The organism is Actinoplanes sp. NPDC023714 (assembly GCF_040639855.1).
Taxonomy (GTDB): Bacteria; Actinomycetota; Actinomycetes; order Mycobacteriales; family Micromonosporaceae; genus Actinoplanes.
Map to the genome: position 1 here is coordinate 223,352 of NZ_JBFAAR010000013.1, position 11,535 is coordinate 234,886.

Consider the following 11,535-nt stretch of genomic DNA (forward strand, 5'->3'; position numbering starts at 1 on the left):
ACCACCTGGGCGCGACCACCAGACAGGGGGTCTGGAGGCCGTCCTCAGGCCAGTACCGTGGGCCGGACGGGACTCGAACCCACAACCGATCGGTCGGTGCCGGCGCGGGCGATGGGCCGATCGAGGCGCCGCCCCCACCCCACCCACCCCCTGACCGGTCAGTCGGGGGAATCGCCGAGGAGGTCCAGCACCTCCTCCTCCGCCTTCTCGCGCGGCTCCCCCGGCTCCACATCCGCCACCACGCCCTTCTCGTAGTGCTCGATCACCCGCGGATCGACATAGGACTGGCGGGCCACCGTAGGGGTGTTGCCGAGCATGTCGGCGACCTCGCGGAGCGCCTGCGCCACGGCCTTGCGGCGCTTCGTCACGGTGGGCTGGGGGCCGGCGGCGGCCAGTTCGGCGGCGGCCTTGACGGTGCCGTGCCAGGTGCGGAAGTCCTTCGCCGTCATCTGTTCGCCGCTGATCTCGCGCAGGTAGTCGTTGATGGCGTCGGCGCGGATCTCGCGCCAGGTGCGGCGGCTCGGGTCCCAGAAGGCGAAGAGGCGCTCCTCGCCGCGGCGGCGGCGTTTCAGGTCGCGGAGGACGGCGCAGACCTCGCCGTCGCCGACGGTCTTGGCGTGCTCGACGCCGGACTTGCCGGTGAACTCCAGCAGCACGCAGCCGCCCTTCGTCCGCACGTGGTCGGGGCGCAGCGTGGAGAGGCCGTAGGACGGGTCCTCCTCGCGGGCCGCCGACTCGGCGCCGCCGATCCGGAACATGCCCATGTCGAGCAGCCGGACGATCGCGGCGAGGACGCGGGCCCGGGACAGGCCGCCGCCGGTCAGGTCGTCCTGGAGGCGGTCCCGGACCTCGGGCAGCCGGGACGCCACCTCCAGCGCGTGGTCGAACTTCACCCGATCCTGCTGCTCCCGCCACTGCGGGTGGTAGAGGTACTGCTTGCGCCCGGCCGCGTCGACGCCGGTGGCCTGGATGTGCCCGCGGGGGTCCGGGGAGATCCAGACGTCCTGCCAGGCGGGCGGGATCACCAGGGCCTTGATCCGTTCGACGTCCTCGGCGGAGGTGAGCCGGCCGCCGTCCCGGTCGAGATAGGTGAAGCCCTTGCCGGACCGGCGACGGCCGAATCCGGGCTTGCTCAGTTCACTTCGACGCAGCCGCATGCAGCACTTGATTCCCCGCCGCGAGCACCTCATCCACCGAGATCTCCAGCAGTGCGGGATGGACCGGGCCGGGCAGGTCGCCGCGTTCGCTGCGGGTGCCGTGCCAGATCGCGCGGTGCCATGGCCGATCCGCCGGCGGTCCCCAGCGGGCCGGGGAGACGGGACCGAAAAGGGTCACCGAGGGCGTTCGGTAGCCGGTCGCCAGGTGGGCGATGCCGGTGTCCCCGCTGATCACGAGGCGGGCGGTCGCGACGAGGCCCAGCAGTTCGGCCAGCCCGGTGCGGGGCACCGCCTCCGGACCCAGGCCGGCCAGTTCGCTCACCCGTACACAAAGCTCTTGCTCGGAATCGGAACCGGTGATCAGCACGCGGTGGCCCGCCGAGCGCAAGTGCCGGGCGACGGCCGCGTAGCGCTCTGCGGGCCAGCGGCGCGCCGTCGATTTGGCTCCCGGGTGGATGATCGTCACGTCCTCGGCGACGTCCACGTCCGGCCGATTCAGATCAAGATCAAATTCATTGCAGGGTACGCCGTAGTAGCGCATCAACCGGCACCATCGCCGGACCTCGTGCTCCTCGTCCAACCAGCCGGGGCCGTCCTGATGCCCGGCCGCACGATTCGCGAACGCCCAGAGCTTGCCGGGTTCCAGGTCCAGCAGCCGGCGGTGCGACTCCGGTCCGGAGCCGTGCAGATTCACCGCGATCTGCGGGTTCATCGGCGCCCCGGACAGCGGCTCCAGCTCCCGCGCCGGGACGAGATGGTCGATGCCGCCGATCGCGTCCACCAGCGGCCCGAGCCACGCGGGCGCGGCCAGGCTGAGATCCTCGCCGGGGAAGGCGCCGCGGAGCCCGCGCAGGGCGGGCGCCGCGGTCGCGAGATCTCCCACGCCGAGAGCGCGCAAGATCAAAATCACGGGTACGAGGTCTCCGTCTCGGCCGCCACGACCAGCTCACGGACCGCGCAGCCGGCGGGCTGGCTGAGCGCGAACATCACCGCGGCGGCGACGTTGGCCGGGTCGTTGAGGATCGCGTCCGGGCCGGGCTTGTAGCGGTCGTCGCGCTCGTCGAAGAACTTCGTCCGCATCCCGCCCGGGATGAGCAGCGTGACATTGACCTCGCCGGCCAGCTCGGCGGCGAGCGCCCGGGTGAAGCCGACCACGCCGAACTTGGCGGCGCAGTACGCGGTCGCGTCACCGACCGCCTTGACCCCCAGCGTCGACGAGATCGTCACGACCCCGCCGTGCGACCGCTTGAGCTCGGGCAGCGCGGCCCGGATCACCGCGGCCGTGGCGAGCAGGTCGATCGCGACGATCCGGTCCCAGGTCTCCCCCGGCACGTCGGCGAGCGCGCCCGGCACGTCCATGCCGGCCGCGGTCACCACGCCGTCGATCGTGCCGCCCGCCCGCTCGATCAGCTCCCGGGTGGCACGTTCGGCCGCGCGGGTGTCGGCGAGGTCGCACTCGATCCACTCGACGCCCTCCTTCGGCGCCTGCCTGTCGATCACGAAGGGCCGTCCGCCCGCCTTGATCACGGCGTCGACGACCGCCGCGCCGAGACCGCTCGAACCACCGGTGACGATGACTGCGTCCACTTCACTGTCCTCCTGCTCGGGCTGCTGCAATTGTCTTCGTGGTGGAACGGCCGTTGAGATAGGGGACGATCACGGTCTGGCCGCCCCAGCGCTTCATCAGTTCCGCCTCGGGCAGCTCCGGGCCGCCGTCGGCGTAGTCGCCGCCCTTCACCCAGATGTCCGGCCGTAGCCAGGCCAGCACCGGCTCCGGGGTCGGCTCGTCGAAGATCACGACGGCGTCCACGCAGTCCAGGGCGGCGAGCAGCCGGGCCCGGTCGGCCTGGCTGTTCAGCGGGCGATCCGGCCCCTTGAGGCGGCTCACCGAGTCGTCGCTGTTCAGGCAGACGATCAGGCAGTCGCCGAGGCTGCGCGCGGCCCGCAGCGTGGCGAGATGCCCGGTGTGCAGCAGATCGAAGCACCCGCCGGTGGCCACCACGGTCCCGCCGGCCGCCCGCACCCGCCCGACGAGCTCCCCGGCCTCCCCCGCGCCGACGCCGGCGGAGTCGCCGACGCCGGCGGAGTCGCGGTCGCCGGTGCCCCAGGTGCCCTCACGCCCGGCGCCGCCCGAGAACCCGCTCGCCGCCGCCCTCTCACCCGACATTCCCGATTTATCGCTTTTGTCGGGCGAGGTGAAGCCGGCGCTTGAGCTACGGCCGTCGCTTGAGCTGCGGCCGCCGCCTGGGCTGCGGCCGTCGCTTGAGCTGCGGCCGCCGCTTGAACTGCGAGCGAGGGCCGGGCGGGCGCCGGGGGTCAGCACGCGCGCGGCCAGTGCGCCGGAAGCCACGTAGTCGCTCGCCGCCTCGACGGCCTGCTGGACCGCCTCGGAGACCAGGGCGCCGCCGGCCAGTGCCACCGCCGCGGCGGCCGCGAAGCTGTCGCCCGCGCCGCAGGTGTCGCCGGTGCCGACCCGGGAGGGCGGGACGACGAGGGGTGTTGGCCCGGAGTGGCAGAGCACCGCCCCGTGCGCGCCCCGGGTCACCACGACCGCGCCGGCCCGCCAGCGCTGCCGCAGCTGATGGCCGGCCCGCTGGGCGGACGACAGGCCGGAGCCCTTGCCCGCGTCGCCGGAGAGCCGGAGGGCCTCGGCCTCGTTCGGGGTCACGAGGCGCACGTTCGGGACCGGCGGCGGGCCGTTCGGGTGCGGATCCCAGACCACCGGCGCCTTGGCCTCCTCGAGGGCGGCCCGCAGCGCCGGGTGCCGGGCCATCCCCCGGCCGTAGTCGCTGACCAGGATCGCGTCGGCGTCGCGCAGCACGTCGAGGACGGCGATCGGCGCGTCGCCGGGCGGCTCGGGCGGGCCTCCCCGGTCGAGCCGGAGCAGCACCTGGCCGGCCGCGCGCATCCGGATCTTCTCCGGGGTGGCGCCGGCCAGCGGCAGCGGGTAGACGACGACGCCCGCGTCGGTGAGCAGCTTCGTGAGCCGGGCGCCGGCCTCGTCCGCCGCGACGGCGGTCACGAGGCTCACCTCGTACCCATGATCAAGCGCGAGAAGGGCCGCGAGGCCCGCACCGCCGGGACGCTCCCGGGAACTCTCCTCGTCGAGGACGGGCGCCGGCGCGTCGGGCGCGATCCGGTGCACGCTGCCGTCGACGTCGCGGTCGAGCAGCGTGTCGCCGACGATCACGAGTCTCATACCGTGACCATCTCCTTCTCCCGGCCCGCCCGCACGAAAGGGAGCAGGTGCCGATCGATGTACTCGCACATCACGTGCACCGAGACGAGGTGCAGCTCCTGCACCACCTGGCTGTCCGGGGAGGGGCAGCGCAGGACCTCGTCGCAGGCGTCGGCGAGCGGGTTCGGCTGCTGGCCGACCATGGCCCAGGTGTGCATGCCCATCTCCCGCGCCGCCTCGGCGGCGGCGACCAGGTTCGGGCTGCGGCCGCTCGTCGAGAGCAGCAGGAGCACGTCGTCGCGGCGGCCGTGCGCCCGGACCTGCCGGGCGAAGACCTCCTCGAAGCCGTAGTCGTTGCTGATCGCGGTGACCGCCGAGGAGTCCGGGGTCAGCGCGATCGCGGAGAGCGGCATCCGCTCGTCCCGCAGGCGCCCGACCAGTTCGGCGGCGAGGTGCTGGGCCTCGGCCGCGCTGCCGCCGTTGCCGGCCACCAGCAGGCGGCCACCGCGGCCCAGGTGGCGGGCGAGCCGGGCGCCCCACTCCTCGAGAAGGCCGGCCCGCTCCCGGAACGGCTCGAGCGCCGCCGCGAGGCCGGCCAGATGATCTTCCAGGGGGTTCACGCGAGGACCTCCAGGTCTGCGACTGACGAATAGACGGCGGACAGGCGTTCGGCGATACGGGGCCAGGAGTAGGAGGCGGCGGCCCGGTCCTCGGCGGCGGCCGCGTAGGCGAACCGGCGCACCTCCTCGTTGACCAGGCGGCGCAGCGCGGCGGCCAGCCCTCGCGGATCGCGCGGCTGCACCAGGTCGCCGGTCACCCCGTCGACGACGGTGTCGGTGAGGCCGCCGACCGCGGTGGCGACCACCGGCACGCCGCACGCCATCGCCTCGAGCGGGGTGAGGCCGAACGGCTCGTACCAGGGGGTCGCCGCGACCACGTCGGCCGAGCGGTACCAGCGCGGCATCTCGTGGGCGGGCACCGCGCCGGCGAAGCGCACCCGGTCGGCGACCCGGCAGCGCTCGGCCAGGGCGCGCAGGCGGCGGGCGTACGGCTCGGCGTCCAGCCGGTCCGCGGGCGGGCCGCCGACCACGACGAGCTCGGCGCCCGGCACCGCCGCGAGCGCCCGGATCGAGTCCTCGATCCCCTTGCGCTCGACCAGGCGGGCCACCGTGAGGATGCGGGCGAGGCCGGGCGTACGAGGCTCGGCCGGCCCCCGCGAGCAGAACCGGTCGGTGTTCACCCCGGACGGGACCAGCTCCATCTTCGAGCGCGGCACCCCGAGGCGCAGCAGCTCACCGATCTCGTCGCGGCACTGCACGATCACCCGGTCCGCGGTACGCCCGATGTGCCGCTCGTAGGAGATGCGCCCCTCCGGGCTGGTGTCCGCCTCGCCCTGGTGGCGCCGCTTCACCGAGCCGAGCGCGTGGAACGTCTGCAGCACCGGCACCCCGCAGGCCCGGCCCGCGTCGAGGGTGGCGAGGCCGCTCATCCAGAAGTGCGCGTGCGCCACGTCCGGGCGCCACCGGTCCCGCCAGTCGTCCGCCATCCACTCGGCGAACCTCCCCATGTAGGGCAGCAGCTCGTCCTTCGGGAGCACCTCGACCGGCCCGGCCGGCACGTGCACGACGTCGACACCGTCCGCCATCGGCACCACGACCGGCAGGTCCGGGTTGTCCCGGCGGGTGTAGACGCGTACCTCGTGGCCGTGACCGGCGAGCGCGGCGGCGAGCTCGGCGACGTGCGAGTTCTGCCCACCGGCGTCGACCCCGCCGAGCGCCGCCAGCGGGCTCGCGTGTTCCGAGATCATCGCGATGCGCATGTTTCCTCCTCCAGCAGCCGGTCCCAGTCGGCCAGGAACCGGTCCAGCCCGTATTTGGCGAGTGCCACCTGTCGTGCCCGTTCCCCCATCCGGGCCGCCGCGTCCGGCTCGTCGATCAGCCACTGCGCGGCCTCGACGAGGGTGTCCACCCGGGTGGCGATCACGCCGGCGTCCGGGGGCACCGCGGCGACCGCCTCGGTGGTGGCGAGCGCGAGGACCGGCATGCCCATCTGCATCGCCTCGATCAGGCTCAGGCCGAGCGAGGTCCAGCGGCAGAGGTGCAGGTACGCGCGGCGGCGGGCGACCTCGGCGTGCATCTCGTGCTGCGGCGGGTCGTCGAAGACGGTGACCCCCTCCAGCCCGGTCACGCCCATCCCGAACACGTCGACCGGCGCCACCGTCGTGAACCGTCCGAAGAGATCGGTGCCGGTCACCCGGCCCCGGCGGACCGGCTCGTTCGTGACGATCGCGAGCCGCTCCAGGTCACCGGTCCAGCGCGCCTTCGGCTCCACGATGCCGTGGTCGATCACCGTGGTCCGGGTGCCGCCGGTGTCCCAGAAGAGGTCGTTGAAGTCGGTGACGTGCGCGATGACGAGGTCGTCCCGGTCGGCCAGCGGGTGCCTGCTGTGCGGGACGTCCCCGTCCTTCGGGGTGTTGTGCTCCACGTAGATCACCGGCACGTGCGGCGGGATCAGGTCGAGCTCCTCGGGACGCTGGGCGATCGCCACGTCGATGTCCCTGATGTCCTCGAGCGGGTGCTCCTCGACCGAATCCGGCCAGTCGAAGGTGCGGGCACGGCCACGGCCCCACGCGTCCCGGTCGTCGTTCACCGGGACCAGGTAGCGATGCTTCCCCTGGACGAACGACGTCGTCCAGGAGCCGTGCACGTGCCAGAGCAGGATGTTCACGCGGCCACCTCGCCGGTCTCGTTGATGGGTTTCTGGCCCTGAAGGACCGCATGCCGGCCGGCCGGCGCGGTATGCGGGTGCTCGGAGGAGTCCGGCCGCACGCCGAGCCGGCGCAGCGCGTCGAGGACGTCCGCCGGCGCGATCGACGTGAGGCAGGGGTGGCCCGGCACCGGGCAGCGCGTCGCCCGGGTGTCCCGGCAGGCCGCGGCGGGGTCGCCGAGCCGCACGGCGGGCACCCGGTAGGGTCCCCAGCGCCCGTACGGGACGGTCGGCGCGTACAGGCTGATCACCGGGGTGCCGGTGGCCGCCGCCAGGTGCGCCGGGCCGGTGTTGCCGACGATCACGCACGCCGCGCCGGCGATCAGGTCGGTGAGGCCGGCCATCGAGGTCGGTCCGGCGTCGATGCCGTGCTCCCCCGCGACGTAGGCGGCCAGCTCGCGCTCGCCCGGTCCTCCGGTGACTCTGACCTCGTGACCGCTTTCGACCAGGGCGGCGACGATCCGGCGCATGTTCTCGGGCGGGCAGGCGCGGGCTTCGACGCTGGCGCCGGGATGCACGACGAGGTAACCCGATTTTTCCGGTTTTTTCGTGACTTTTACGTGCAGGCGTCCGTCGTCGCCACCGGGCAGCGAGAACCCTGCCGCTGCCGCGACGCTGCGGGCACGTTCCGGTTCGGGCAGATCATCGGGTACGCGGTGACGAACGTCCAGCAGCGAGCCGGGATAGTCCTCGCTGATCGCGGTGATCCGGCCCACCCCGGCCATCCGCAGCAGCAGTGCGAGCGGCAGCGCCGACTGGTGGAAGGACGTGAAGACCACCGCCTCCCCGGCGCCGGTCTCGCGCAGTCGCTCGGTGAGCGCGCGGACGTCCTCCGGGTCGACCGGCCCGGGCTCCGGGTCGATCCACGGCAGCCGCCACTCGACGATCTCGTCGACGCCCGGCAGCAGCTCGGCGGCGGCCCGGCCGCGCGGCCCGCACAGCAGCACGACCCGCTCGGCGCCGGCCGCGAGAGCACGGATGGCCGGCCCGGTGACCAGCACGTCCCCGGCCGAGTCGGACCGCACCGCGAGAACCGTCCCGGCCCGCTCGGAGGACCCCGGCGCGCCGGTCCTTTCCGGCCCGTCCGCGGAGGGTCGCGGCGCGGGGGTGAGGAGGTCCTGGCGCTCGAGGATCAGGTCGGTGACGGCGGCCAGGTCGGCGGCGCGGTGGGGCGCGGCGGCCACCTCGGCCGGGAGCGTGACGTCGGTGGGCACCAGGAAGCCGGTCGCGCCGGCGGCGAGGGCCGCGTCCATGTCCCGGCCGATGTCGCCGACCATGGCGCAGCGCACCGGCGTGGTGCCGAGCGCCTCCGCGGCCGCCTCGATCATGCCGGGCGCCGGCTTGCGGCACCAGCAGCCGGCCACGTCGTCGTGCGGGCAGATCTGCCAGGTGTCGAACGGGCCGAGCAGGTCCTCGATCCGGCGGTTCACGGCCGCCATCTGGTCCTCGTCGAAGTGCCCGCGGGCCAGCCCGGACTGGTTGGTCACCACCCCGACGCGCAGGCCGGCCGCGCGCAGCCGGTCGAGCGCGGCCCGGGCGCCGGGCATCGGCTGGACCAGTTCCGGGTCGCCGTTGTACGGCACGTCCACGACCAGGGTGCCGTCCCGGTCGAAGAGGACGGCGTCGAAGAGCACCGCGTCGGAGAGGGGACCGCTCACCGGAGCGCCTCCGCCCGTTCCGGCTCGGTGCGCCGCGCGACGGGGCTCATCGGCTCGGCGCCGCGCCAGCGCAGCCAGCCGCGCACCCACTGGGTCACCGCCACCGGCGGGATGGCCGCGCTGGTCAGCAGCATCGTGGTGACCTCGCGGCGGTCGCGCGGGCCGGGAGCGATCCGGGCCCAGGCGAACTCGGCGGTCCCGGCGGCCCAGACCAGCCCGCCGATCGCGGCGGCGGCCATGAGCGTGCGGCGGCCACGAGCCCCGCGGCCCGCGGGGCGTCCGGCGGAGGCGCGGAGAGCGGTGGAGGCGCGGAGAGCGGTGGAGGCACGACGGCCGGCAGGGAGAGCTGTGGAGGCGCGGCGGGCGGCGAGGAGAGCGGCGGCGGTGAGGGCGGTGGCGCCGGCGGCGGTGACCGCGGCGTGGCGGTGGCGGCGGCCGGGTGGGACCTGGAGGACCGAGCGCCATCGCGGGCCGTAGAGGTGGCGCAGCAGGGCGTCGTCCGCGTTGCCCCGCTGGGTGCGGAGGCTGATCCAGCGGTGCTCCGGCCGTACCGGATGGGTTGTCGAACGAAGGCCGCGCCGGAGCACCCAGCCCGCCCCCCGCACCCGGTGCGCCAGCTCGGCGTCCTCGCGGAAAGCGCGCGGGAGACGCTCGTCGAAACCCCCGGTGGCCTGCAGCGCGGCGCGGCGGTAGGCCATGTCCGCGGTGATCCACTCGCCGTCCGCGAGACCCGCCGTGACGCGCTCCCAGTCGGTCGGGCGGCGGTCCGGCGGCAGCGGCACGCGGAGCACGGCCTGCACTCCCCCGACGTCGGGACCGGCGTCGCGCAGATCCTCGTCGAGGCGAGTGGCCCAGTCACTGCCGGGCATCACGTCGTCGTCGAGGAACACCACCCAGTCGGTGGTGGCGGCCCGCCAGCCGGTGTTGCGCGCGGCCGCCGGACCGGCCGACCGCCCGGGCAGGACGCGCACGTGCGGTGGCAGCTTCAGCGGGGCATCCCGATCCGGCCGGTCGTCGACGACCAGGGTCGGGATCGGAGGGAGCGCGTCCACCAGCTCGAACAGGCTCGGCCGGCCGAGTGTGGGGATGACGACGGTGACGTCCGCCATCAGGCGCGCTCCCCGAAGACGGAGGCGCGGTGCACGGCGAACGGGCCGATCGCGAGCAGGTCGACCGGCGCCGAGCCGAACAGCTCGAGGGCCTCCCGCGGGGTGTCCACCATGGGGCGGCCCGCGGTGTTGAGGGACGTGTTGACGACCACCGGGAGGCCGGTCTGCCGCTCGAACTCGGCGAGCATCTCGGCGACCAGCGGCTCGGTGTCGGTGTGCACGGTCTGCACCCGGGCGGTGCCGTCGACGTGCGTGACGGCCGGGATCCGGTCCCGCCAGTCCGGCTTCACCTTGTGGACGAAGAGCATGTACGGGCTCGGGAAGACGCCCTCGAAGAGGTCGTGGAACCGTTCCGCGCGCACCATCGGGGCGATCGGCCGGAACTGCTCGCGGCCCTTCACGTCGTTCATCCGGGTCTGGGTGTGCTGGTCGCCGGGGTGGGCGAGCAGCGAGCGGTGGCCGAGGGCGCGCGGGCCGTACTCGCTGCGGCCCTGGTACCAGGCGACGATGCCGTTGCGGGCCAGCACCGTGGCGGCCTCGTGGGCGATCGACTGCGGCCGGGTGTACGGCACGGCGGCGCGCTTCAGCTCGGCCTCCAGCTCGTCGTCGCTCCAGCCCCGGCCGAGCGCCGCGGTGCCGAACGGGACGTGCTCGGCGCCGATCGCGAGGGCCGCGCCGAGGGCGGTGCCCGCGTCGCCGGCGGCCGGCTGCACCCAGACCCGCTCGAACGGGCCCTCGGCGGCGATCCGGGCGTTCGCGACGCAGTTCAGCGCGGTGCCGCCGGCCATCGTGAGCGTGCTGAGCCCGCCCGAGGCCTGGTACGTCCACCGGGCCAGGTCGAGCAGCACCTCCTCGAGCCGGACCTGCACGCTGGAGGCCAGGTCGGCGTGCGCCTCGGTCATCTCGCCGTCGGCGGAGCGCGCCTTCGCGAGGGCGTCCCAGTCGATCCGCTCGACGACGAAGCCGCCGTCCTCGGTGGCGTGGACCAGCTCGCGGAGCAGGCCGAGGAACTTCGGCCGGCCGTACGAGGCGAGGGCCATCACCTTGTACTCGTCGCTGGAGTGCAGGAAGCCGAGGTGCCGGGTGAGGTCCTCGTAGAGCAGGCCGAGCGAGTGCGGCAGCTCCTGGCTCTTGAAGATCTCCAGTTGCCCGTCCCGGTACGCCCCGGCCAGGTGGCTGGCGGACTCGCCGCGCCCGTCCAGGACCAGGACGGCGTTCTGCTCGGGGACGCTCAGGCCGGCCGACGCCGCGTGCGCGACGTGGTGCGGCACGAACCGGACCTGCTCCGGGTCGAGCCCGGGCAGCGCGGTGGCGAGGAACTGCGGCGCCCGCCGGGCGTAGTCGACGCGCATGTGGTCCCACGGGTCGCTGGCCGACATGTCGCCGCAGAGCGCCGGGTCGAACGAGTAGGCGACCGCGTCCAGGTCGCCGGGAGTGAGGCCGGCCGCCTCGAGGCACCAGGCCGCGGAGAGCTCCGGAAGCTCCCAGGCGGAGAACGGGACCGGCCGCTTGCCGTGCTTGCGCCGGCTGAAGCGCTCCTCCTCCGCGGCGGCCACCACGCGTCCGTCGATGACCAGCGCGGCCGAAGGATCGTGGAAGATCGCGTTGACGCCAAGAACTCGCATAGCGCGGCGGATACCCGGGATTCACACGTCTACTCGCATGAT

At 74.2% G+C, this 11,535-nt stretch carries 10 protein-coding genes; all 10 read right to left on the reverse strand.

The genetic code is table 11. From position 1 onward, the window contains the following. Positions 1 to 158 precede the first annotated feature (158 nt). The 10 genes from AB0G10_RS38915 to AB0G10_RS38960 are packed head-to-tail and all read right to left on the reverse strand — an operon-like array spanning position 159 to position 11,493. On the reverse strand, positions 159 to 1,157 hold the full coding sequence (locus AB0G10_RS38915; protein WP_360933984.1) for a DNA topoisomerase IB: 999 nt from the start codon (positions 1,155 to 1,157) through the stop codon (positions 159 to 161). Further along, complete coding sequence (locus AB0G10_RS38920) at positions 1,138 to 2,067, reverse strand: glycosyltransferase family 9 protein (RefSeq protein WP_360933986.1); 930 nt, start codon at positions 2,065 to 2,067, stop codon at positions 1,138 to 1,140. Before AB0G10_RS38920 ends, AB0G10_RS38915 begins: the two co-directional genes overlap by 20 nt. Then, positions 2,064 to 2,744 (reverse strand): SDR family oxidoreductase, encoded by a 681-nt coding sequence (locus AB0G10_RS38925; RefSeq protein WP_360933989.1) that lies wholly within the window; start codon positions 2,742 to 2,744, stop codon positions 2,064 to 2,066. The genes AB0G10_RS38920 and AB0G10_RS38925 overlap by 4 nt, the downstream gene beginning before the upstream one ends. A 1-nt stretch (position 2,745) precedes the next feature. Next, positions 2,746 to 4,356, reverse strand: coding sequence for a PfkB family carbohydrate kinase (locus AB0G10_RS38930; RefSeq protein ID WP_360933991.1), 1,611 nt, complete (start codon positions 4,354 to 4,356; stop codon positions 2,746 to 2,748). Further along, the gene (locus tag AB0G10_RS38935) at positions 4,353 to 4,955 is read right to left on the reverse strand and encodes an SIS domain-containing protein (protein WP_360933994.1); all 603 of its coding nucleotides are present in this window, start codon (positions 4,953 to 4,955) and stop codon (positions 4,353 to 4,355) included. Before AB0G10_RS38935 ends, AB0G10_RS38930 begins: the two co-directional genes overlap by 4 nt. Continuing rightward, complete coding sequence (locus tag AB0G10_RS38940) at positions 4,952 to 6,154, reverse strand: glycosyltransferase (protein ID WP_360933999.1); 1,203 nt, start codon at positions 6,152 to 6,154, stop codon at positions 4,952 to 4,954. The genes AB0G10_RS38935 and AB0G10_RS38940 overlap by 4 nt, the downstream gene beginning before the upstream one ends. Further along, positions 6,139 to 7,062, reverse strand: a complete 924-nt coding sequence (locus tag AB0G10_RS38945; protein WP_360934002.1) for a glycosyltransferase — start codon at positions 7,060 to 7,062, stop codon at positions 6,139 to 6,141. Before AB0G10_RS38945 ends, AB0G10_RS38940 begins: the two co-directional genes overlap by 16 nt. Beyond that, positions 7,059 to 8,759 (reverse strand): HAD-IIIA family hydrolase, encoded by a 1,701-nt coding sequence (locus tag AB0G10_RS38950; protein WP_360934005.1) that lies wholly within the window; start codon positions 8,757 to 8,759, stop codon positions 7,059 to 7,061. The genes AB0G10_RS38945 and AB0G10_RS38950 overlap by 4 nt, the downstream gene beginning before the upstream one ends. Then, entirely contained in the window at positions 8,756 to 9,868 is a 1,113-nt protein-coding gene (locus tag AB0G10_RS38955; protein ID WP_360934008.1) for a glycosyltransferase, read from the reverse strand. Before AB0G10_RS38955 ends, AB0G10_RS38950 begins: the two co-directional genes overlap by 4 nt. Beyond that, a complete protein-coding gene (locus tag AB0G10_RS38960; RefSeq protein WP_360934011.1) occupies positions 9,868 to 11,493 on the reverse strand; it encodes a carbamoyltransferase C-terminal domain-containing protein in 1,626 nt (541 codons plus the stop codon). Before AB0G10_RS38960 ends, AB0G10_RS38955 begins: the two co-directional genes overlap by 1 nt. Positions 11,494 to 11,535 lie beyond the last annotated feature (42 nt).

Excerpts from the sequence above, each read along its gene's own strand:
- AB0G10_RS38915 (WP_360933984.1), bottom strand. The coding sequence starts at position 1,157 with ATGCGGCTGCGTCGAAGTGAACTGAGCAAGCCCGGATTCGGCCGTCGC.
- AB0G10_RS38930 (WP_360933991.1), bottom strand. The coding sequence starts at position 4,356 with ATGAGACTCGTGATCGTCGGCGACACGCTGCTCGACCGCGACGTCGAC.
- AB0G10_RS38940 (WP_360933999.1), bottom strand. The coding sequence starts at position 6,154 with ATGCGCATCGCGATGATCTCGGAACACGCGAGCCCGCTGGCGGCGCTC.
- AB0G10_RS38955 (WP_360934008.1), bottom strand. The coding sequence starts at position 9,868 with ATGGCGGACGTCACCGTCGTCATCCCCACACTCGGCCGGCCGAGCCTG.
- AB0G10_RS38960 (WP_360934011.1), bottom strand. The coding sequence starts at position 11,493 with ATGCGAGTTCTTGGCGTCAACGCGATCTTCCACGATCCTTCGGCCGCG.